Origin of the sequence: Qipengyuania intermedia, assembly GCF_019711615.1 — a bacterium.
GTDB lineage: Bacteria > Pseudomonadota > Alphaproteobacteria > Sphingomonadales > Sphingomonadaceae > Qipengyuania > Qipengyuania intermedia.
Map to the genome: position 1 here is coordinate 201,815 of NZ_JAIGNS010000002.1, position 21,225 is coordinate 223,039.

Consider the following 21,225-nt stretch of genomic DNA (forward strand, 5'->3'; position numbering starts at 1 on the left):
GGTTTCAAGAGCGGGTAGGCGCATCGCCCATGGCACAGCCCCCCGGAATTCACGCGCGCAAGGCCGCGCTTCGCCTGCTCGATGCAATCATGCGCCGCGGCGAGACGCTCGACACCGCCTTCGGCGCGGCCACGAAAGACGTGCGCAAGTTCGAGGACAAGGCGCTTGCGCGCGCCATCGCGAGCGAAGTGCTGCGCTGGATGGTCGATCTCGACGCGGCGATCGACAGCGCGACGAAGAGTAACCTGCCCAGCGATGCCAAGGCGCGCATGGTGCTGCGCATGATGCTGGCCCAGTGGCTGCGGCTTGAGACGCCGCCGCATGCGGTGCTGGCGACGGGACTCCCGCTGCTGGCTGGCGGCCCGCGCCGGCTTGCTCACGGTGTATTCTCGACGTTGACCAAACAGGAATTGGCACTGCCCGAAGCGCCGACGCTGCCGGCCGATGTGGCGGAGCGATGGGGAGAGCGGGCCGGGCCGATCGCCAGCGGCCTCGCCGAACCGCCCCCGCTCGACCTGACGCTGAAGGATGCGGACGAGACCGAGATCTTCAAGGCGAAGCTTGCCGCCGACAGCCTGATGACGGGCCACTTGCGCCTTCCGCGCGGCGAGAATGTCGAGAAGCTGGCAGGCTTCGGCACGAAAGACGGCGGCGGCGCGTGGTGGGTGCAGGACCTTGCAGCTTCCCTTCCTGCGCGCCTGCTGGGCGAAGGCGAGGGACGCCACGTGCTCGACCTGTGCGCGGCGCCGGGCGGCAAGACCCTGCAGCTGGCAGCGCAGGGCTGGAAGGTCACCGCGCTCGATATTTCCAAGCGGCGCCTCGACCTGTTGAAACAGAACCTGAAACGCACTGGCTTGAAGGCCGGAACCGTGCGCGCCGACGCCCTGGCGTGGGAGCCGAAGCACCTGTTAGACGCGATCCTGCTCGATGCGCCCTGCACCGCAACCGGCACCTGCCGCCGCCACCCCGACGTGCTCCACCGCATCGGCCAGCGCCAGATCGAGGAAATGGCCGAGCTCCAGTCCGCACTACTGGAGCGCGCCCAGGGCTGGCTGAAGCCCGGCGGCACGCTGGTCTACGCTGTCTGCTCGCTGGAAGATGAGGAAGGCGAAGCGCAGGCCGAACGCGTGGGGCTGCAGCCACTGCCGATCACGCAGGCCGAACTGCCGGAGGGCCTGTCACCCACTCCCGCAGGCTGGCTGCGCACCGATCCCGGAATGCTGCCCGACCATGGCGGCCTCGACGGCTTTTTCATGGCGCGCTGGCGGGCGGGCTAGCAGCTAGTTAGCTCGATGTCTGAGAATGGGTGGAAAGCGGACGGACCTCAGCGTCGGCGTGCGCGCCAAGCCTCTAAGCGGCCGAGGAGTCTTGGGGAAAGCGCTTCGAACGAGGCCCAGCTATCGTCCACGTCGTAGAGTGACACAGCGTTTGGGAACGCCTCGCAATAATCATCAAGGTACGAACCAGCGCTACTGTGCAAGCCCTCTCCGCTACCATAATAACTCGTCGCGAACGAGTTACCCTCGTCACTCAGATCTTCATTGGTAAACTTCTCGTCGCATACACGGATGAACCATTGGGTTGGAGTAACCTCGCGCGACTTGAGGAGCGCAAGGTCTTCGGCAGTATCTTCGGTGTGATAATCACCTGCCAAACCGTTGAGGACGGCCCACGCAACGAACATTGCGATGTGTGTGGAACCAGATTCGGGGGGCAACCCGGTCGGGAAGTCACCGCCGTAGTGCCATGACGCATCATCATACTTCATATGCGAACATTCGCAGCAGCCCTCAAAGTCCGCAACCGGGTCGTTAGCCGACACTCGCACCTTTCCTACGTTTAGTCCTTCGTGGCAGCCTTCAAGGCATGCAAAGCCCGGACGTCCAATTCGAGAGAGACATCTCCCGTGAGGGGCACTCCACGCTTGCGCGTGGTCGGCAATTTCTCCCCCAGGACCGTGTTCCACCCGTTCCACTCTGTAGGGCAGGCAGGGGGCAATCCTACCTGCGTCCTACAACGGGAATGGGGGGCTCAGGCTTCGGGCTTGAGGTACTTCTGGAAGCTCTTCCTCAGCTTCATCAGCTTGGGCGGGATGACCGCGAGGCAGTAGGGATTGCGCTGGCCTTCGCCATCCCAGTACTCCTGGTGGTAGTCTTCTGCCGGGTACCATTCGCCGGTCTCGATCGTGGTCACCGCGCTCTGCCCGGCGTGGTCGTCGTTCCAGCGCTGGATCGCCGCTTCGGCCTCTGCGCGCTGCTCGTCGTCCAAGGGGAAGATGGCGCTGCGGTACTGGGTGCCGATGTCGCCGCCCTGGCGGTTGAGCTGGGTCGGGTCGTGCGTGCCGAGGAAGACGTCGTAGAGATCGCCCAGCGCAAGCTGTTCGTCGTCGAAGGTGACGCGCACGCCTTCGGCATGGCCGGTCGTGCCGGTGCAGACCTCCTTGTAGGTGGGGTTCGGCTTGTCGCCGCCGATGTATCCGCTCTCGACCTCGCTCACGCCGATCACGTCCTTCATCACCGCTTCGGTGCACCAGAAGCATCCGCCTGCGACAATCGCCTGTTGCTGCGCCATATAGTCATTCTCCTTGTTGGACTGCGAGATAGGAAGCCTCTCCCCGCTTGTCATCCTGTGCGTGTGCAGGCAGGAGGCGCGGGACAGTTTCTAGGAGAGACATGATGCGTACACTGCTTGCCGCCGCTGCCGCCGCAACCACCCTGGCGATTGCAGCGCCTGCCATTGCCGACGGTCACGGCAAGGGAGAGCACAAGGGTCATCACGCCGGTCACGATATGGCCGAGCATGTGAAAGACACCGCCACCTTCATGAAGCACCACGGCGAGGCCCTGTCGGGTGCCATCCAGCATCCCACCCGCGCCGAGGACAGCCAGCGCGACCAATTCCGCCATCCGGCCGAAACGCTCGCCTTCTTCCACGTCGGCCCGCACATGAAGGTGGGCGAATACGCCCCCGGCGGCGGATGGTATTCGCGCCTGCTCGGCCACTATCTCGGCGGCGAGGGCGAACTGGTCGGTATCTATGCAAACCCGCTCAACGCCACCAGCGACCCGGAACGCCAAGACCGCATTCGTGCCGCAGCTGCCGGCTTCGGCGAGGAAGTGGCGGGCTATACCGGGCTATCCGCAAACAACTTCTCCGGCATGACGCTGGAGACGATCCCGGATGACCAGAAGGGCACGTTCGACCGGATACTAGTCATCCGCAGCCTCCACGGCATCACCCGCGCCGGCATTGCCGATACCGAGATCCGCGCCATGCGCGAATTGCTCAAGGACGACGGCTATCTCGGCGTGGTCCAGCACCGCGCGAAAGCCGATGCGCCGTGGTCCTATGCCAATGGCACCAAGGGGTACCTGCGCCAGCAGGACGTCGTGGATTTCATGCGCCTCAACGGCTTCGACCTCGTCGCTTCGAGCGAGATCAACGCCAACCCCTTGGATAGTGCCGACCATGAAGGCGGCGTGTGGGAAATGCCCCCGGTCCAGAGCACCAAGCGCGCCGATCTCGCCGATAAGGGCGAGAGCGACCGCATGACGCTCCTGTTCAAGAAGCGCCCCTGAGACCCGCCATGCGCCAGCTGACCGTCGCCGTCCTCCAGCTTGCCCTTGCCCGCAAGGACGAGAGCGAGAACGTGGCCGCCGTGGCCGCGCTCGTGGAGGAGGCGGCAGGCAAGGGCGCGCAGGTGATCCTGCCGCCCGAGCTGTTTGCCGGCGAGTACTTCTGCCGCGAAGAGGACGAAGCGCTGTTCGCCCGCGCGCGCCCGACGGCGGAGCATCCCTCGGTCCTCGCCATGCAGGAGCTGGCGGCGAAGCTGCAGGTGGCGATCCCGACCAGCTATTTCGAGCGCGACGGGCACCACTATTACAACACGCTGGCAATGATCGGCACCGATGGCACCATCATGGGGACATATCGAAAGAGCCACATCCCCGATGGCCCGGGGTACGAAGAAAAGTACTATTTCCGGCCCGGGAACGACGGGTTCAAGGTTTGGAACGTGCCCTGCAGCGGCGGAACTGCCCGGATCGGCGTCGGTATCTGCTGGGACCAGTGGTATCCCGAATGCGCCCGCGTCATGGCGCTCAAGGGTGCCGAAGTCCTGCTCTATCCCACGGCGATCGGCTCCGAGCCATACGATGCCGATCTCGACACCAGCCGCATGTGGCGGCGGGCCATGATCGGCCATGCCGTGTCGAACTGCATGCCCGTCGCCGCGGCGAACCGGATCGGCCACGAAGGGCCGGTTGATCGCCAGCAAAGCTTCTACGGCCACAGCTTTATCAGCGACGAGTGGGGCGACCTGCTGGAGCAATACGGGCGCGACGAGGACGGGGTGCTGGTAGCGACGCTCGACCTCGACCGCGCCGCGACGCATCGTGCGGGAATGGGCTTTTTCCGCGATCGCAGGCCGCAGCTCTATTCACGGATTTGCGAGGACATCTGACCTTGGGCGATGGGGGCATCGACCAGGGTCAGCTTGACCGCCTGTTCACCTCCGCGCTCGAAGCGGCGGTGGCCCGGATCGAAAAGGACGGCCACTTCTTCCCGCTGATCTTCGAATTGCGGGCGAGCGGGATCATCCACAATCTGGCCGTGCTCGACCTCGCACCCATCGACGGGAAGGAGGGGGTGCAGGATCGCCTCGCCGCCCTGCTTCGTCCCCGCGCGGAAACCGGATTGATCCATGCGGCTGCCATCGTCACGCACCGTGTCTCCGAAAAGGACTTCTGCGTGCAGATGCGAGCGGCCAATTACAGCCAGGATATCGAGGTTCCGTTCGAGATCGGGATCGAAGGTCTCATCAAGCGTCGGCGCCGCGTCACGCTCGGTGACTTCTCCGCCAAGGCAGCGCCCAATGCGATCTTCTAAGTCGAACGGCCCGCAACACCGCTATCTCATCGCGCTTGGATCGAACATGCGTGTTCCAGGGGTCGGTGGACCGAGGCGGGTCCTGCAAACAGTGCGAACGGATATCGAAGGGGCAGGGTTACATCTCGAGAGCTTCTCGCCGATCATACGCAGCCGCCCGATCGGCCCCTCGCAGCGCCAATACGCCAATGCTGCGGCAGTAGTGGCTTGCGATGACGAGCCCAGGCAAGTTCTGCTCAAGCTGCAGGGAATAGAGAGCAATTACCGCCGCCGGCGGACAGGGCCCCCATGGCGACGGCGGCAACTCGATCTCGACATCATCCTGTGGAGCGGCGGAGCGTGGGCGTCGCCGGACCTCGCCATACCGCACCCCCTGTTCCGCCAACGCAGCTTCGTATTGCAGCCTGCAGCAACGATTGCTCCGCGTTGGCGCGATCCGCTTACCGGGCTGACGTTGCGCCAGCTTGCGGCGCGCGCGTCTTGAGGGCGGTGGCGGGATTTCCCGAATAGACGGTCCACCGCTCGGTGTCCGTAAACAGAACGCCCCTTGCGGCGAGCACCGATCCCTCTGCCATGGACACCCTCGGCCCGACGAAGGCTTCGGCGGCGACCCAGCAGGAAGAGCCGATTTCGATAGGCGCAAGAACCAGTTGGAAGTCAGGATCCTCGATGTCGTGGGTGCCGGCACACAAATGCGCGCGCTGCGATATGATCGAACGCTCGCCGATCGCGACCCGGCCCTGGTTGTAGATGATGGCGCCGGGACCGATCAGGACGCCTGCGCCGCACCTCAGATTGCCCGGCCACCATATTCGCGCGCTCGCATGGACCCGGCACTTCGGACCCAGCCTGGCGCCGAAGCAGCGCAAGAGGAAAGCGCGCCATCCATGCAGCGGCGGCGGCGTCCAGCGCGCAAACAGGAACCAGGAGGCCGTCCATATCGCGCGAAGAACGCGTGAGCGGAGCGGGAAAGATGGCCCTCCGTCACGGCTTCGAGCGGTTCGGGCGTCGAGGGGTTCCAAGCTGTATTCGCTCCATCTGCCTGCCGTGCAACGGCTTAAATTGCGCTCCGGTTGATGACAGGAGAAACCATGCTTGACCACCCGCGATAGCATGCCTAGGTGGCCCTCGTGGTCGGGCCGTTAGCTCAGTCGGTAGAGCAACTGACTTTTAATCAGTAGGTCGCTGGTTCGAACCCAGCACGGCTCACCACCCTTTCCCTTACCTCTGGCAAAACTCTCCAACGGCGCGGACGAAGGCCCCGAGGCCACGTGGTTGGGCCAGGCTTGGCCGATGGGCTTTGCCTTCCGGCCAAGCGCACTAAAAAGGCCCGCATGAAACGATCGCGGATCTTGCAGGCCGGAGCCGAGGCGCTTGCTGTTGGCGGGATCGCCGATCTCGAGCTCAACCATATCGTTGCCACGGTCGGCCTCAAGCCTTCCAGCCTGCGGTATTATTTCAATAACCGCGAGGCGCTGGCCGAGGCCATCCTCGTCATCAACCTCATCGGGCTTGGCCTCGGGCCTACCATGGTCGGTGTCCTCTCGGATTATTTCGCGCCAGAGTACGGGCAGGAGTCTCTCTGGCAGGCTCTATTCGGTATCGCTTGCGCAACCCCGGCTGCCACTTTCTGCTATTGGCGTGCCGCCAAGTGCCTGGAGAAGCAGTGGCCGCATCGCGCCTCGCCGCAGGTCGAGGCCACTAACGCCTGATCACATTCAACGCGCGTTTTCAGCGTCGAGTTCGGTTTTGCGGTCGATATCGACGAGCATATCTGCGTTCGCCGGCGCGATCATGGCCGCGTCACGAGATGCCAGAATGCGGGCGCCTCGATCTCCGTCGAGTTGACGCAGATCCTCGAAAGCCGATTTGTCGAAACCTGCAGGACAACCTGCCATGCCATCGGGTTGCCGGGTGAAGAGTGATCCAGTAGCATCGGCGAGTGCTCGCAAGTGCGACGGGGGCACCCTGGGCATATCCGCAAGGGCGATGACGACGCGGTCGTGCACCTGCGCCGCCGCGATTCCCGCCGCGATCGAGGTGCCCATGCCGCGCTCTGCCTCGGCATTTACCACGCAATTCCACCGGGCGCCCGGCTTGATCGAACTGCGAGGTGACGTGACGATATAGAGATCGCGAAATCCCGCCTCTTCGGCTGCCTGCGCAGCCCATGTCCACAGCGGCTGCCCCTTGAAGATGGCCGAGAGCTTGTCGCCGCCAAACCTTTCGCTGCGACCTGCAGCGAGCAGGATGAGTGCGACGCCGGGATCAGGCGGCTTCATGCAGTCTTTCGTATTGGGCGACGACTTCACCCAGAGCGGAGAGGGCAAGCGCCTGGGGCGTCTTGCAGGACGGGATCATGCCCAGAGGACTGTGGATGCGCGCGACCTGCTCTTCCGCCAGGCCGCGGCGCGCCAGCCCGAGCGTACGCGCGATTCGGGCATTTTCTCCGCCTTGCGCACCGATGTAGAAGGCGTCGGAAGCAAGCGCCTGTTCGAGTAGGGGCAATTCCCACTCGTGATCGTGGAACAGGAACAGGCAGGCCGTCCAGCGGTCGGCCCGGAAATCGCTTGCACCTTGTCCGAGATGGAGAACCGACTTGTCGTAGGGCATTAGCTCGATCCCGAGTGCCTTGGATAAGGCTTCGAGAGATTCCAGCTCGGGCCCTTCGCCGAAGACGGTAATGCGCAGCGAAGGCAGGTAGCGGCGCTCGGAAAGCAGTCCGTTGGCAGGCAAAACGATGCTCGCCGGAGCGCGTTGCTCCAGCCCCTCCATAGCCTTACGGCATGCGGTGCGATCGGGATCCGGGTCGACGAGGATGTCGAGACCGCCGCCGCATGGCAGGCGGAAATCGATTGTGTCCGAGCCGGCGCCGTAACGGATGACCTCCGGCTTGCTGGCCTTGAGTATGTCGGCGGCCAATTGCGCCTCAAGGCAACCGTCAGCCAGGCTGCCAATGGTCGAACCATCGGGCAGCACTGCCAGTTGCGCGCCTATCCTGCGAGAGAAACTTCCCTCGATCCCCACGATTGTACAAAGACCCACGCCCGGTCTGCAAGCAGCAGCCAGCGCTTCGTGATCGGCGCTGCGGGGGGCAATCCCGGAAACTAGGTCGAGCATCAGTCTGGCATCGCCGCCAGCACGCGGTCGGGCGTCATCGGATAGTCGAAAATACGCGCGCCGCAGGCATTGTAGATCGCGTTCGCAATCGCAGCCGCTCCGCCGCACATGCCGAGTTCGCCAATGCCCTTCGCCTGGATCGGGCTGGCCGCCGGATCGCGCTCCTCGACAAGGACTACCTCAAGGTCGGGAACGTCGCGATGGACAGGGACGTGATATTCGGCGAGGTCGCAATTCACCAGGTGCCCGTCGCGCGGATCGAATTCCAGCGCTTCGGTCAGGGCCACCCCGATGCTCCATGTTATTCCGCCAAGGCATTGCGAGCGAGCGGTCTTGTGGTTTAGCACACGGCCGAACCCGAAGGCACCCAGCATCCGGTCGACGCGGGTTTCGCCCGTGAAACGGTTGACCCTGACCTGCGCAAAGAACGCGCCAAAGCCCGAGGCGGTGAAATCGTCTTTGATGTCGCCCGGCTCGTAATGCCCTTCGCGGGACAAGTCGTTGCCATCGAGCAACGAGACCAGGTTTTCTCCCGAGGCGGCTTTCCCGTCCTTCAGTTCGAGTTCGGCTTCATCGACACCGAGGCGCTGGCCGAGTTCTTCGCGGATCGCCTTGCACGCAATGTAAACCGCCGATCCGATCGAAGCCGCACCCCAGCTGCCGCCAGATCCCGGCCCGCGCGGATGCTTCGTATCGCCCAATTCGACCAGCACTTGGGCCGGATCGAGGCCCAGCATTTCCCCGGCAAGCTGGGCGAGGATCGTGTAGGTTCCCGTGCCGATATCCGTCATGTCCGTTTCGACGACGGCACTGCCATCGGCTTTCAGCGTGACGCGTGCCGTGGCCTCGGCGATGTTGTGGACGCGTGCGGCGCTCGCCATGCCGGTGCCCACCCACCACTCGCCCTCGCACGTATGGCGCGGGCTGCGGGGGCCGCTGTCCCAACCGAACGCTTCGGCCCCTTGCTTGAGGCACTCGGCCAGCTTGTGCGACGAGAAGGGCAGGCCCTCTTCCGGGTCTTCTTCGGGAATGTTTTTCAGGCGAAGTTCGACCGGGTCGATACCCGCTTTCTCCGCCAGCACATCCATGGCCCCTTCGAGCGCGGGCATGCCGACCGCCTCGCCCGGCGCCCTGACCGATCCCGCAGTCATGCGGTGAATCCGCGCGACTTCGAGCATCAGGTCACGGTTCTCGCCGCCATAAAGGAAGTGCGAGGATTGCAGGACCGGCTCTGCAAATGTTTCTCCGGGCAAGTTGGAGACTAGCGCGTGATGACCGAAGCCGATCAGCTTGCCGCTCTCATCGGCCGCCAGCCGCAGACGCTGTTTCGTTTCCGAACGGCGCATCACGCATTGGAACACCTGTTGCCGGGACAGGACGACGCGCACCGGCCGCCCGACTTCCTTGGCGGCGATGGCCGCAGCGACGACATCTTCGCTGACGCCTAGTTTCGACCCAAATCCGCCACCCACGAAGCGCGAAACGAGGCGGATGTTCTCCTCTTCCATCCCCAGCGCATCAGCCAGCTCGCTGATATTGTAATTCAGCATCTGCAGCGAAGCGTAAACGGTCAGCTTGTCGCCGTCCCATTGCGCAATGGAAGCGTGTGGTTCCATTGCCGCCGAGGCATGCCCCTTGGTCGTGTAGGCAACGTCCACCGAATGGGCGGCAGTCGCCATGGCGTGTTCGAGGTCGCCCTGCCTTACGGTTTCATCCTCTTGCTCTTCCCCATCGACGGCTTGCGGATCGAGCGGAGCATCGGGATCTTCGCGATATTCGACACCGAGATGCTTTGCTGCATCGCGAGCCTGTTCGAAGGTTTCTGCCACGACCAGGGCGATAGGCTGCCCCCAGTAACAAACCGTGCCCGGTTCCTGCTGCGGCGCCTCGTCGGCGGTGCCTTGGGCAGCGCGGGTGGTCATCGCGGGATCGTCGATCACGGCAAGCACGCCCGGCATCGAAAGCACCGCATCCTTGTCGATCGAGAGGACCTTGCCCCGTGTGATCGTCGATGTGACGAGCACGCCTTCGGCGCAATCGGTTATCGGATATTCGGCAGAATAAGGGGCGGTGCCGGTCACCTTGGCCATGCCTTCGACGCGGGGGAGAGGCTTGCCGAGCACGCCCTGTTTCATCCCGTCGAGGCGGTTGCTGTCGTCCGGCTTATCTTGCTTGAAATGTACGGTCATGCCGCGGCCTCCGTCGCATTCTGCAGGACGGCGTGCAGCGTTCGCCGGGCCAGCGGTATCTTGAAGTCGTTCTCGCCGAACCCGCGCGCATCCTCCAGCAGGATGTCCGCGGCCTTGTCGAAGATTTCGTCCGAGGGGACCGTCCCCACCAGAGCATCGGTGATGCGCGGATCATGCCAGGGCTTGTGGGCAAGACCACCGAATGCGAGGTCAGCGCGCGTAAACTTGCCGTCCTCGATCTCTATGATGGCTGCGACAGATACGAGCGCGAAGGCATAGGACGAGCGTTCGCGTACCTTGCGATAGATCTGGGTGCCGCCGACAGGCGCGGGCAAGGTGACTGCCGTGATGAGCTCTCCCTTTTCAAGCACGTTTTCGCGCCAGGGCGTGTCGCCGGGAAGGCAATGAAAATCGCGTACCGGCACCCTGCGTGTATCGCCGTTCGGCGTTGCAATCTCGACCTGCGCATCGAGCGCGCTCAGCGCAACCGCCATGTCCCCGGGATAGGTTGCGATGCACTGATCGCTCGTCCCGAGCACCGCGTGCAGCTTTGCAATGCCGTCGATCGCGCCGCAGCCGCTTCCCGGTTCGCGCTTGTTGCAGGGCTGGTCGATGTTCGTGAAGTAGAAGCAGCGTGTGCGCTGGCACAGATTGCCGCCGGTGGTGGCCTTGTTGCGCAATTGCTGGGTCGCGCCGGCCAGGATCGCGCGCGCCAGAACCGGGTAGTCGGAGCGTACCCGCGGGTGAACGGCGGTTTCCGTATTGGACGCCAGGGCGCCAATCGAGAGGCCGCCGTCGTCAGTGTCCTCGATCCCGCCAAAGCCAATGCGATTGATGTCGGCGAGCGTTTCCGGCGTTTCGACCTGCAGTTTCATGAGGTCGAGGAGGTTGGTCCCGCCTGCTATGGCAACGGCGGTGTCGTCATGTGTAAGCTGCGCGGCGTCGTCCAGCGTCCTCGCCCGAGTGTAGGAAAACGGTCTCATGCACTCTCCTCCGCCACTTCGCTTATCGCCGCGACGATGTTGGCATAGGCGCCGCAGCGGCACAGATTGCCGCTCATCCGTTCGCGGATTTCCTCGCCGGTAGCTGCCATTTCACCTTCGAGGCTTTCGCTCGCGTCGCTCGGCCAATTATTGGCGATTTCCTGAAGCATGGCCGTTGCCGAACAGATCTGCCCGGGCGTGCAATAGCCGCACTGGAATCCGTCATGCTCGAGGAAAGCTTTCTGAAGCACCGATGGATTCTCTGGCGTGCCCAGTCCTTCGATCGTCGTGACCTCGTCACCATCATGCATGGCTGCCAGGGTCAGGCAGCTGTTGATCCGGATACCGTTGATGATGACAGTGCAGGCGCCGCACTGACCATGGTCGCATCCCTTCTTTGTGCCGGTCAGGCCGAGATCGTGGCGGAGGAAGTCGAGCAGCGAGGTTCGTGGATCTGACGGCAGGCTGTGCTGCTTGCCGTTGACGGAAATAGTATCGGACACAATCGCCTCCTTTGCTTTCCCAACTATCGGGAAGCCGGGGGTGTCCGATGACTGCGAAAAAAGTTTGCGGGAGCGGCCTGAAGGAGGACAGCGCCTCGCCAGGCGCCAGCGCCGCTCCGGTTCAGGCGGCGCGTGCGATCATGACCCGTGCGCTGTCATCGAACGCGACATCGTCGAGCGTGTCGGCCAGCGCGCTCTGGCCGGGTTCGACCCGGCTGTCGCCGATTGCGACCGACCCGGACAGCGGCATGACCTGAACGGTGCCGGTAAAGCGGGACGCGATGTACTGCGAAGGCTGCCCGATGACCTGCGCGAGGGTGAAGCGGGGACCATCGACGAGCATCAGCTCGCGATCTGCGGGAACCGTTCGTGCCAGCTCGTCGGAATACGGGAGTCCTTTGGCGACTTTCAGGCCTTCGGCGAGGTGCAGCTCGCGCGGGCGCCCGTAATCGTAGAGACGATAGGTAATATCTGTGTTCTCCTGCACCTCCAGCAAGGTCAGTCCCGCACCGATTGCGTGCACCGTGCCTGCGGGGATGTAGAAGAAATCGCCGGCGCTGACCTCGCGCCAGTGGAGCAACTCCTCGATGGTCCCATCAAGCGCAGCAGCACGCATTTCGTCTTCGGACACTTCGCGCACGAAGCCCATTGCCAGTTTCGCTCCGGGCTCGGCGTCGAGAATAAGCCAGCATTCCTCCTTGCCGCGACCGGTAGGGCTGGCTCCGGCGGGCGGGTGCACCTGCACCGACAGCTTTTCGCTGGTGAAGAGGTATTTCACGAGCAGCCCGGCCATGGATGGCGGCGGCTCGAACCAGATTTCGCCGATCCGCGCCGATTGGCCGTCCTGGTGGAAAGGAGCGGGGAGATCGTCCATGCCCCACACCTTCTCGACGCTCTTGATCGGCAGATGCCCCGAACTCATTGGTTCGTTGCCCCTTCCAGCTTGCCGACCTCCTGCGCGTAATCGCGATTGAGGACGAGTATCTCGTCGCCGTCGACGACCACGATGGCATTGTCGAAACCGACCAGCGAAACGCGCGGGCCGTCGGTATCGATCATAACGGTCTTCGCCGATTTTACCTCGGCAGGACCGGAGACGACGTTCTCGCCGCCAACTTGGGTCGCGCGAGCTTCGAAAAGCGCGTTCCAGTCGCCGATGTCGGACCAGCCCATGTCGGCTGCGACGACTGCAGCCTGTGCCGTGTTCTCCATCACGGCGTAGTCGACGCTTTCGCCAGCGATTGCTGCAAAGCGGTCTGCATCGGGATCGAAGCGGTCGTCCGTCCAGCTGCCACCCTCGACAGCGGCTGCGACCGCTTTGGCCATCTCCGGCCGGTGCTTCGCCAGCTCGTCGAGGAACGCGCCCGCCTGAAACGCGAATATCCCGCCGTTCCAGACGTAATCGCCCGATGCGAGAAATTCGCGTGCGCGCTCGAGGTCGGGTTTCTCGACGAAGCGATCGATCCGGTGGCCTTCGCCCAATACGTCACCAAGCTTGATGTAGCCGTAACCCGTCGCAGGCCGATCGGGCGCGATGCCGAAGCTGACCAGATTGCCGTCAGCGGCCAGCGATGCGGCTTTGCGGGCACCGGCAAGGAAGGCCGCTTCATCGGCGATGTGATGGTCGCTGGGGCACACGAGCATGATGGCCTCGCGCGGCAGGAGGCTGGCGGCGAGGGCGATGGCGGGCGCTGTATTTTTCGCGGCCGGTTCGACGACGAGGCGGTGCTGTCCTGCCTGCTCGGTAATGAAACGCGTATGCGCTTCGCCGGCGACGATCATGGGCTGTGCGAAAGAGGCAGTATCCGAGACACGATCCAGCGCCTGCTGGAACAGCGTGCGATCGCCGAGCAGAGGGAGGAAGGGCTTCGGGTGGCTGCGGCGGCTGCGCGGCCACAAGCGCGTCCCGCTCCCGCCGCTGAGAATGATGGGATTGATCATCGACATGATTGCGCGGCGACTAGCAGCGCATCATCGGCAAGTCATCGTTTACTTGCCTTCGATTGCGGGCATTCGTTACGACACCGAAGATGTTCTCTCCCAAGCTCTCCATCTTCGCCCGCCTGCCTGTGCCGGGAGAGGTGAAGACGCGCCTCATTCCCGCATTGGGGCCCGAGGGGGCGGCGCGAATCTATGCGCGTTTGCTTGCTCACACGGTGCAGGTTGCAAAGGACAGCGGCCTGGATTTCGAACTGCGGGTCACCGGCGGCGAGATCGCGGCCTTCCACGACCTGTTCGGCACCGACATCGCAGTGGTTGACCAGGGAAAGGGCGATCTTGGCGATAAAATGGCCGCTGTCGCAGGGCCTGCGCTGCTGATCGGTAGCGATTGCCCCGGCATCAGCGTGCCGTTGTTGCAGGCGGCGGCCGGGGCGCTCGAAGATCGCAGCGTGGTCCTGGGTCCGGCAAACGATGGTGGCTATTACCTCATCGGCTTTCGGGAACGGATGCCGTTCCTCTTCGACAACATGGAATGGTCCACCCCCAAGGTCCTGCCGGAAACGCTCGTGCGGCTGGCGGCACGCGGTATCGGTCCGGCCATCCTTCCCGAACTGGCCGATATCGATACTGCCGAAGACCTGGCTGCCTGGCCGGAATACGAGTGAGCACAACGCTTCTCGTGCCGGTGCTCGACGAGGCCAAGGCCCTCCCGGCGCTGGTCGCCCGTTTCGCCGAGCTCGAGCCGCGTCCGGCCGAAATCCTGCTTGTCGATGGCGGAAGCGCCGATGAGACAGTGCAGATCGCGACAGACGCGGGATGGCGTATCCTTTCCGCCGAACGGGGGCGTGCCAGGCAGATCAACGCCGGCGTCGAAGCGGCGACTTCCGAAAACCTATGTGTCGTCCACGCCGATACCTTGCCCCCGCGCGATATGGTCGAGGTTATCGAGAACACCTTGGCAGATTGCGGCATTGCCCTTGCCAGTTTCACACCGGTCATTCGCGGACCCGAAAAAACCCGTTGGGGCACCACCGTGCATAATTGGGCCAAGACCTGGTACGCGCCCCTGCTGACGCGGCCGCATCGCTTCTTTCAAGGCGTGCGGTTGCTGTTCGGCGATCACGCGATGTTTTTCCGGCGAGCCGACTTTCTCACCATCGGGGGCTGCACGCCCGGCGATGCGGTGATGGAAGAGGCCGATCTCTGCGTGAAGTTCGCGCGCCTCGGCAAGGTGCGCATGGTGCCGCGTAGGGTCTACACCTCCGACCGGCGCATAGCAGAGTGGGGGGCGCTCAAGGCGAACTGGATCTACTTCAAGGTCGGGATGCTGTGGGCATTCGGCCTGCGTTCGCGCATGGCGAAACACTATCCCGACGTGCGTTAGTCCGCAGGCAGGAAGCCCACGTCTATGCAGTGTTCGATGAGGCGGCGGATATAGGCGCGGCCGGTTTGCGGGCATTGCATGCGCAGGACCTCGCGCACATTCGCATCGTCGAAATGGGGATCGCGCTGGAAGTAGCTGGCGTAGAGGCCGGCTACACGCTTGAACAAGCGCCTCTCCAATGCAGGCAGAGTGGCCGGGTCGAATGCGCTGGGCTCGACCAGTTCGGGCTCGTGAAATTGCGCGAAATCGCCAATCGCGCCGGTGAAATCCGTGACCGGCAGAGGCTGGGCCGAAACGAGATGGAAGGTCTGGCCGGCGGCCTGCTCCATCGCGAGCGCCAGAGCCGCTATGCCAGCCGCGACATGATCGATCGGCACGAAGTCGAGCGTTGCGCCAGCGCGCGCGGGCATATGCTTTACCCGCCCTTCCGCGATCAGCTTGAAGGCGGCGTAGGTGGTGTCGAACTGGCGGATCGCGCCGCTCTCGTGCGCGCCGACCACGATGGACGGACGGGCGATCGCCCAGCGCAGGTCGGAAGCGCGCACGAGCCGCTCTCCGGCGGCCTTGCTCGCTTCGTAACCGTTCGCGAAACCGGCCTCCGGCAAGGGGTCGCCTTCCAGGATTGTGCCGTCGCGCCTGCCGCAAACATAGGCGGTCGACACATGTAGGAAGTCCATCCCGCCCTGCCGGGCAAGCGCCAGCGCGTGCTTCGTTCCGTCCACATTGACGGCGGCATAGTCCGCCTCGTCGAGGTCGAAGCGTACCGTTGCTGCGCAATGCACCAGGAGGTCGTGGCTGGCGGCCAACCGGGCGAACTCGCCTTCCTCCCAACCGAACCGCGGCACAGAGACGTCGCCAGCAACAGTCGCAATGTCGACCGGCGAGCCATCGTTTGCGCGAATGTCGCGATTGCGATGTACCAGTCCGGTGACCTCGTGCCTCTCACGCGCCAATCGCGCGCAGATCTCGCCGCCGAGAAGGCCGGCCGCGCCCGTGACCAGCACTCTCACGTGCCGCGCTTTCGCAAGATGTAACCGATGGGATTTTTCCGCCGAATGGAAAGGAGATTGCGAGAAAGTTCGCATCTTGATCAAATTCGGTTACGGGACAAGCAATGAAATTTACGCATGACGTTATCGTAATCGGAGGCGGTGCTGCAGGTCTGACGGCCGCCGGAGGGTGTGCGCTGTTCGGCCTCGACGTGGCGCTGATCGAAGGCCGCAAGATGGGCGGCGAATGCCTCAACGACGGCTGCGTCCCTTCCAAGGCCCTCATCACTGCCGCAAAGCGTGCTGCCGAGGCGCGCGAAAGCGAACGTTACGGCATCACGCTCGCCGCGCCCAAGGTCGATTGGCGCGGGGTACAGCAGCACATCCGCGATGCCATCGCCGCGATCGAGCCGCACGACAGCGAAGAACGGTTCGAGGAAATGGGCTGCGAGGTCATTCGCGACTGGGCGCGCGTCACGGGGCCGCAAACCGTCGAGGTCGCCGGGCGCACGCTGAGTGCTCCGCGGATCGTCATCGCTACCGGGTCCAAGCCTGCAATTCCGCCTATCGAAGGCGTCGATAGCGTCCCCTATCTCACCAATGAGAATATCTTCGAGATCGAGGAATTGCCCGACCATCTCGTTATCGTGGGCGGCGGCGTCATCGGCATGGAAATGGCGCAGGCTTTCCGGCGCCTTGGCAGCGCGGTGACCGTGGTCGAGCCGGGCGAGCTTATGGGCCGCGACGACCGCGACAGCGTCGCTATCGTGCGCGAGACCATGGAAGGCGAGGGCGTCCGGTTCGTCAAAGGGCTTGCTTCGGCCGTCACCGGTTCTGCCGGTGCGGTGGAATTGACGCTCGGTGACGAAACGATCGCCGGTTCGCATCTCCTGATTGCCACCGGACGCACCGCGAACTGCACGGGCTTCGGGCTGGAGGAGATCGGTGTCGAGATGGGCAAGGGCGGCATCATCACCGACCAGCGACGCCGCACGTCCGTGAAAGGCATCTATGCGATCGGCGATTGCCGCGACGGTCCCCGGCTTACGCACGTATCGGGCTATGAGGGCTCCAACGTGGCGCTCGAAATCACGCTCGGTGTGCCCACCAAGGTCGATTACACCGCGCTTCCCTGGTGCACCTATACCGAACCTGAGGTGGCCCAGATCGGCCTCACCGAAACCGAAGCGCGGGCAAAACATGGCGATGCAATCCGTGTGGTGACCGAAAGCTTCCATGACAACGAACGCGCTCTCACCGAAGGCAATGACGAGGGGCAGGTGAAGGTCCTGTTCAAGGGCAAGAAAGTGGTCGGTGCCAGCCTCGTGGGCAAGAACGTGGGCGAATTGCTCCTGCCGTTCAGCCAGACGATCACCGGCAAGAGCAGCACCTTCGCGCTCGGTTCCGCGATCATTGCCTATCCCACCCGTAGCGAGATCACGAAGGCAACCGCATTTCAGGCGTGGGAGCCGACCGTGTTCGGCCCGATCCCGAAGAAATGGGCCGGTTTCCTCGCCTCCATGCGGCGCCGACTGGGATGAGCAAGCAGGCAAGGATGCGCAATGCGCCGGCCGGGCCGTCACCCTTTGCGGTGGCGGGCGACCTCTTGCCGGCGGAAAAGTTTTCCGATCCGCAATGGACGGCAAAGGGCGAGCCGCGCGCGAGTGTCCCGCTCACGAAGCTGGATACGCTGTGGCTCAACACCGGGACGCTGTGCAATCTCGCTTGCGCGACCTGTTATATCGAGAGCAGCCCGACCAATGATGCGCTGATCTATCTCGCCGCGAGTGATGCCGCCCGCTTCCTCGACGAAGCGGAGGCGATGGGCACGCGCGAGATCGGGTTCACCGGCGGCGAGCCCTTCATGAACCCCGATTTCCCCGCCATGCTGGAAGACAGCCTCGCCCGCGGTTTCGAGGTGCTGATCCTCACCAATGCGATGCGGCCCATGCGGCGGCACGAGGCGCATCTGCTGAAGCTGCGCGAGGCCTATGGCGATAAGCTGACCTTGCGCGTCAGTCTCGACCATCACTCGCGGACCGTTCACGAGGGAGAGCGCGGGGCAAACAGCTGGGCGCCAGCGATGGCCGGGCTGGAATGGCTATCGGCCAACGGATTTTCGATCGCTGTCGCGGGGCGCCTGCTGCCACTTGAAGGCGAACAGGACGCGCGCATAGCCTACGCCCGATTGTTCGAGGCCAAAGGGATAGCCATCGACGCATACGATCTAGCACGGCTGGTCCTCTTTCCCGAGATGGATGCAGGCAAGGACATCGCGGAGATCACGACGGCGTGCTGGGACATTCTCGGGAAATCGCCGTCCGACATCATGTGCGCCACCAGCCGCATGGTGGTCCATCGCAAGGGCAAGGATGCCCCGGAAGTCGCTGCCTGCACCCTGATCCCTTACGATCCTGAATTCCTGCTCGGCACCTCCATTGAAGAGGCGACGCAGGAGGTCCCTCTCAACCATCCCCATTGCGCTCGGTTTTGCGTGCTCGGCGGGGCCAGCTGTTCTGCCTAGGAGCCAAATTGTCCGGTGGCCGTTGAGGGACCATGTTCTTCGATGACAAATGGCTCGATATCGTCGCGCGCGGTTCAATCCTCACCGCTCTCGCCCTCGTCTGGATAGTTCTCGTGATCCGCATCGTCGGATTGCGCTCGCTATCCAAGATGACCAATTTCGACTTCGTGATGACCGTCGCACTCGGCTCGCTGCTCGCCAGCGCGAGCCAGGTCACCGAGTGGGGCGCCTATGTGCAGATCCTAGTCGGGGTGGCGATGCTGTTCGTCGTGCAAGTCGCTGCGGCTCTCCTGCGACGGCAGTCGGAAACCATCGAGGCCGCGATCCAGAATTGCCCCGTTTACCTGATGCGGGATGGAGTGATCGACGAGGAAGCCTTGGCCAAGACCCGCGTGGCACACAGCGACCTTATCGCGAAGCTGCGCGAGGCAAATGTGATGCATTTCGACGAGGTTCGCGCAGTCGTGCTGGAGGCAACCGGAGACGTGTCGGTCCTGCACGGGGAGACGCTCGACGAGCGCCTCACCCAGGATGTCGAGGAAGCCTAGAGCGTCTTCTTGTCGAGGTATTTCGCCAGCGCCACGCCGCCTGTGATGAGGAACGGCACCAGGACGATGCTAAGTGCGACCTTGGCCAGCACCTGACCGATCAGGAGCGGCGTGATGTCGAACTGGCCGTAGAAGGCCAGAGTCACGAAGATCACCGAATCGATGGCCTGGCTCAGCGCCGATGCGATGGCCCCGCGCGCCATGAGCCCCAGCGTATTGGCTTCACCGGTGCCGCGCAGGCGGGAGAATATCCACACGTTGAGCAGAAGAGAGACGATATAGGCTGCAGGCCCTGCCGCCATGATGCGCGGCGTTTGCGCCAGCACAGTGTTGAACGCGTCGAGATCGGCACTGCGATATTCCAGCATTTCCGGCGAGGCCGGGAGCGACATAACCAGAAAGATCAGTGCCGCCGAGACGGCCAGCGGGAGGAAACCCCACCAGACCAGCCTGCGCGCCAATTTCTCTCCGTAGAGCTGGGCGATCGTGCTCGAAATCACGACCAGGCCGAGAAACGCGAAGATACCCGATTCCACCGCCAGCTCGGTCGGCCACAGCTGCACCTGCTTGAAGGCGAGGACGCCCGCGATAACGGTCAGGCCGCCATACAGGACGAGGAATACAAAGAGGCCCAGCGGCATGGATGCTGCGGCAAGGCGGGTTTCATTGGCCGGGTGGTCGGTCATGTCTGGATTGGGGCCGATCTTTACAAACTGGTGACAGCCGAAGCTGGCGGAGCGCGCGAAAATTGACTAAGCGGAGCCGCCGCGCAAGGTAGCGGCTAATTTCATCCGCAACTAGTCGCATCGCGAAGGGGTCCGCAATGCCGCCTTTCCTTATCAATGCTCTCGGTATCCTCGCGATACTTTTCATCGCCTTCCTGCTTTCGACGGGCAAGCGGCGCATCAAGCTGCGCGTCGTCGGGGCCGCCTTCGCGCTCCAGGCGCTGATGGCGCTCCTCGTCCTGCGCACCCCTTGGGGTGTCGAAGCGATCCAGGCGATGTCGAACGGCGTCATTGCCCTGCTCGATTATTCGAAGGCCGGTATCACCGCGATCTTCGGACCGATGGATGCGAACCCCTTCACCAATACCTTCGTGATCGCCGCCCTTCCGGTCATCATCTTCTTCGCTGCCCTGGTGTCGATCCTCTATCATTGGGGCATCATGCAGCGCCTGGTGCGCTGGGTCGGCGGCGCGATCGGCTGGATCACCGGCATCAGCAAGGTCGAGGCGCTTGGCAGTGCGGCGAACATCTTCGTCGGCCAGTCGGAAAGCCCGCTGGTCGTGCGCCCCTATCTCGCTTCGCTGACGCCGAGCCGCCTGTTCACGCTGATGAGCGTCGGCATGGCCGGTGTCGCGGGCACGATCCTGGCAGCCTATGCCAGCTTCATCGGTGCCGAAGCGGTGCCGTTCCTCCTCGCGGCGGCCTTCATGTCCGCGCCGGGCGGCATCCTGATGGCCAAGATCATCATGCCCGACGACGAAAGCGACCTTGCAAAGGACGCGGCCGAACTGGCCGAGGTCAAGCTGCCCGATGCCCGTATCAGCGGCGATGGACCGGCAGCGCTCACCGAAAGCGGACGTCCGCACGAAGTCGAAGTGGCCGAGACTTTCGAAGAAGGCCACAAGCCGGCGAACGTCATCGAGGCTGCCGCGCAAGGTACCCAGACGGGTGTGAAGCTGGCGGTAGCCGTCGGTGCGATGGTCATGGTCTTTGTCGCGCTGGTTGCACTGGCCAATGGCATCCTCGGCGGGATCGGCGGCTGGTTCGGTTATCCCGACATCAGCTTCCAGCAATTGCTCGGCTTCGTCTTTGCGCCGGTCATGTACCTTATCGGCATTCCTTGGGACCAGGCCGGTGCTGCAGGCGGGCTGTTCGGCACGAAGATCGTGCTCAACGAATTCGTCGCCTTTATCGAACTTGGCGCAATGGATGCCGCAATCCTGACCGACCGCAGCCGCGCCATCGTGACTTTCGCGCTCTGCGGCTTTGCGAATTTCAGCTCCATCGCAATCCAGATGGCGGTGACGGGCGGTCTTGCGCCAAATCAAAGACCCGTGATCGCAAAGCTCGGTATCCGCGCGCTTGCCGCCGGTAGCCTTGCCAATCTGATGAGCGCAGCACTGGCGGGACTATTCCTGCCGTATTAAGGGCC

The 21,225-nt window shown here is 63.6% G+C and carries 24 protein-coding genes and 1 tRNA gene; 13 read left to right on the forward strand and 12 right to left on the reverse strand.

All coding sequences use genetic code 11. The features are described 5' to 3' along the window. The first annotated feature begins 29 nt into the window (after positions 1–29). The gene (locus tag K3179_RS07305; protein WP_221563549.1) at positions 30–1,277 is read left to right on the forward strand and encodes an RsmB/NOP family class I SAM-dependent RNA methyltransferase; all 1,248 of its coding nucleotides are present in this window, start codon (positions 30–32) and stop codon (positions 1,275–1,277) included. Positions 1,278–1,324: 47 nt separating this feature from the next. Here the strand turns inward: K3179_RS07305 and K3179_RS07310 are convergent, their stop codons facing one another. Both K3179_RS07310 and msrA read right to left on the reverse strand, forming a co-directional pair. Beyond that, positions 1,325–1,768, reverse strand: coding sequence for a DUF7832 domain-containing protein (locus K3179_RS07310; RefSeq protein WP_221563551.1), 444 nt, complete (start codon positions 1,766–1,768; stop codon positions 1,325–1,327). A 263-nt stretch (positions 1,769–2,031) separates the two neighbouring features. Continuing rightward, positions 2,032–2,571 (reverse strand): peptide-methionine (S)-S-oxide reductase MsrA, encoded by a 540-nt coding sequence (gene msrA, locus K3179_RS07315; protein ID WP_221563553.1) that lies wholly within the window; start codon positions 2,569–2,571, stop codon positions 2,032–2,034. 101 nt (positions 2,572–2,672) lie between these two features. Here msrA and K3179_RS07320 point away from each other — a divergent pair, with 101 nt between their 5' ends. Genes K3179_RS07320 through folK form a run of 4 tightly spaced genes read left to right on the forward strand, consistent with a single transcriptional unit; the run spans position 2,673 to position 5,371 of the window. After that, complete coding sequence (locus K3179_RS07320) at positions 2,673–3,578, forward strand: class I SAM-dependent methyltransferase (protein ID WP_247712907.1); 906 nt, start codon at positions 2,673–2,675, stop codon at positions 3,576–3,578. 8 nt (positions 3,579–3,586) lie between these two features. Continuing rightward, positions 3,587–4,462 (forward strand): N-carbamoylputrescine amidase, encoded by an 876-nt coding sequence (gene aguB / locus K3179_RS07325; protein WP_221563555.1) that lies wholly within the window; start codon positions 3,587–3,589, stop codon positions 4,460–4,462. 2 nt (positions 4,463–4,464) lie between these two features. Beyond that, positions 4,465–4,887, forward strand: coding sequence for a hypothetical protein (locus K3179_RS07330; protein WP_221563557.1), 423 nt, complete (start codon positions 4,465–4,467; stop codon positions 4,885–4,887). Then, entirely contained in the window at positions 4,874–5,371 is a 498-nt protein-coding gene (folK, locus tag K3179_RS07335; RefSeq protein WP_221563559.1) for a 2-amino-4-hydroxy-6-hydroxymethyldihydropteridine diphosphokinase, read from the forward strand. The genes K3179_RS07330 and folK overlap by 14 nt, the downstream gene beginning before the upstream one ends. Here the strand turns inward: folK and K3179_RS07340 are convergent. Next, the gene (locus K3179_RS07340; protein ID WP_247712908.1) at positions 5,328–5,756 is read right to left on the reverse strand and encodes a putative colanic acid biosynthesis acetyltransferase; all 429 of its coding nucleotides are present in this window, start codon (positions 5,754–5,756) and stop codon (positions 5,328–5,330) included. The genes folK and K3179_RS07340 overlap by 44 nt on opposite strands. 267 nt (positions 5,757–6,023) lie before the next feature. On the opposite strand from K3179_RS07340, the gene K3179_RS07345 reads away from it, so the two are divergent. Together K3179_RS07345 and K3179_RS07350 are read left to right on the forward strand one after the other, a co-directional pair. Further along, positions 6,024–6,099 (forward strand) — tRNA-Lys (locus K3179_RS07345). 122 nt (positions 6,100–6,221) lie between these two features. Then, positions 6,222–6,599, forward strand: a complete 378-nt coding sequence (locus K3179_RS07350) for a TetR/AcrR family transcriptional regulator (RefSeq protein ID WP_221563563.1) — start codon at positions 6,222–6,224, stop codon at positions 6,597–6,599. A gap of 6 nt (positions 6,600–6,605) precedes the next feature. On the opposite strand, the gene K3179_RS07355 is transcribed toward K3179_RS07350, so the two are convergent. The 7 genes from K3179_RS07355 to K3179_RS07385 all read right to left on the reverse strand — a co-directional run bounded on the left by K3179_RS07355 (position 6,606) and on the right by K3179_RS07385 (position 13,629). Beyond that, positions 6,606–7,169, reverse strand: a complete 564-nt coding sequence (locus K3179_RS07355; RefSeq protein ID WP_221563565.1) for a nucleotidyltransferase family protein — start codon at positions 7,167–7,169, stop codon at positions 6,606–6,608. After that, positions 7,156–8,007: an XdhC family protein gene (locus tag K3179_RS07360; RefSeq protein WP_221563567.1), complete on the reverse strand. Its 852-nt coding sequence runs from the start codon at positions 8,005–8,007 to the stop codon at positions 7,156–7,158. Before K3179_RS07360 ends, K3179_RS07355 begins: the two co-directional genes overlap by 14 nt. After that, a complete protein-coding gene (locus K3179_RS07365; protein WP_221563569.1) occupies positions 8,007–10,196 on the reverse strand; it encodes a xanthine dehydrogenase family protein molybdopterin-binding subunit in 2,190 nt (729 codons plus the stop codon). Before K3179_RS07365 ends, K3179_RS07360 begins: the two co-directional genes overlap by 1 nt. Beyond that, positions 10,193–11,179: an FAD binding domain-containing protein gene (locus K3179_RS07370; RefSeq protein WP_221563571.1), complete on the reverse strand. Its 987-nt coding sequence runs from the start codon at positions 11,177–11,179 to the stop codon at positions 10,193–10,195. Before K3179_RS07370 ends, K3179_RS07365 begins: the two co-directional genes overlap by 4 nt. Next, positions 11,176–11,682: a 2Fe-2S iron-sulfur cluster-binding protein gene (locus K3179_RS07375; protein WP_221563573.1), complete on the reverse strand. Its 507-nt coding sequence runs from the start codon at positions 11,680–11,682 to the stop codon at positions 11,176–11,178. Before K3179_RS07375 ends, K3179_RS07370 begins: the two co-directional genes overlap by 4 nt. A gap of 121 nt (positions 11,683–11,803) precedes the next feature. Continuing rightward, entirely contained in the window at positions 11,804–12,604 is an 801-nt protein-coding gene (locus K3179_RS07380; RefSeq protein WP_221563575.1) for a class I mannose-6-phosphate isomerase, read from the reverse strand. Beyond that, complete coding sequence (locus K3179_RS07385) at positions 12,601–13,629, reverse strand: mannose-1-phosphate guanylyltransferase (protein ID WP_221563577.1); 1,029 nt, start codon at positions 13,627–13,629, stop codon at positions 12,601–12,603. Before K3179_RS07385 ends, K3179_RS07380 begins: the two co-directional genes overlap by 4 nt. A gap of 83 nt (positions 13,630–13,712) precedes the next feature. Here K3179_RS07385 and K3179_RS07390 point away from each other — a divergent pair, with 83 nt between their 5' ends. Then, on the forward strand, positions 13,713–14,288 hold the full coding sequence (locus K3179_RS07390; RefSeq protein WP_221563579.1) for a TIGR04282 family arsenosugar biosynthesis glycosyltransferase: 576 nt from the start codon (positions 13,713–13,715) through the stop codon (positions 14,286–14,288). After that, the gene (locus K3179_RS07395) at positions 14,285–15,007 is read left to right on the forward strand and encodes a glycosyltransferase (protein WP_221563581.1); all 723 of its coding nucleotides are present in this window, start codon (positions 14,285–14,287) and stop codon (positions 15,005–15,007) included. Before K3179_RS07390 ends, K3179_RS07395 begins: the two co-directional genes overlap by 4 nt. Here the strand turns inward: K3179_RS07395 and K3179_RS07400 are convergent. Beyond that, positions 15,004–16,017: an SDR family oxidoreductase gene (locus K3179_RS07400; protein ID WP_345722363.1), complete on the reverse strand. Its 1,014-nt coding sequence runs from the start codon at positions 16,015–16,017 to the stop codon at positions 15,004–15,006. The two genes, K3179_RS07395 and K3179_RS07400, sit on opposite strands and share 4 nt — an antisense overlap. 104 nt (positions 16,018–16,121) lie before the next feature. On the opposite strand from K3179_RS07400, the gene K3179_RS07405 reads away from it, so the two are divergent. From K3179_RS07405 to K3179_RS07415, 3 genes are read left to right on the forward strand one after another with little or no spacing between them, the layout of a single operon-like run. Continuing rightward, a complete protein-coding gene (locus K3179_RS07405) occupies positions 16,122–17,537 on the forward strand; it encodes a dihydrolipoyl dehydrogenase family protein (RefSeq protein WP_221563583.1) in 1,416 nt (471 codons plus the stop codon). Further along, entirely contained in the window at positions 17,534–18,520 is a 987-nt protein-coding gene (locus K3179_RS07410; protein ID WP_221563585.1) for a radical SAM protein, read from the forward strand. The genes K3179_RS07405 and K3179_RS07410 overlap by 4 nt, the downstream gene beginning before the upstream one ends. Positions 18,521–18,552: 32 nt before the next feature. Then, a complete protein-coding gene (locus K3179_RS07415) occupies positions 18,553–19,068 on the forward strand; it encodes a DUF421 domain-containing protein (RefSeq protein WP_221563587.1) in 516 nt (171 codons plus the stop codon). Here K3179_RS07415 and K3179_RS07420 read toward each other — a convergent pair. Beyond that, entirely contained in the window at positions 19,065–19,754 is a 690-nt protein-coding gene (locus K3179_RS07420) for a queuosine precursor transporter (protein WP_221563589.1), read from the reverse strand. The genes K3179_RS07415 and K3179_RS07420 overlap by 4 nt on opposite strands. A 137-nt stretch (positions 19,755–19,891) precedes the next feature. Between K3179_RS07420 and K3179_RS07425 the strand changes: the two genes are divergently transcribed. After that, positions 19,892–21,220: a NupC/NupG family nucleoside CNT transporter gene (locus tag K3179_RS07425; protein ID WP_221563599.1), complete on the forward strand. Its 1,329-nt coding sequence runs from the start codon at positions 19,892–19,894 to the stop codon at positions 21,218–21,220. The last annotated feature ends 5 nt before the right edge of the window (positions 21,221–21,225 follow it).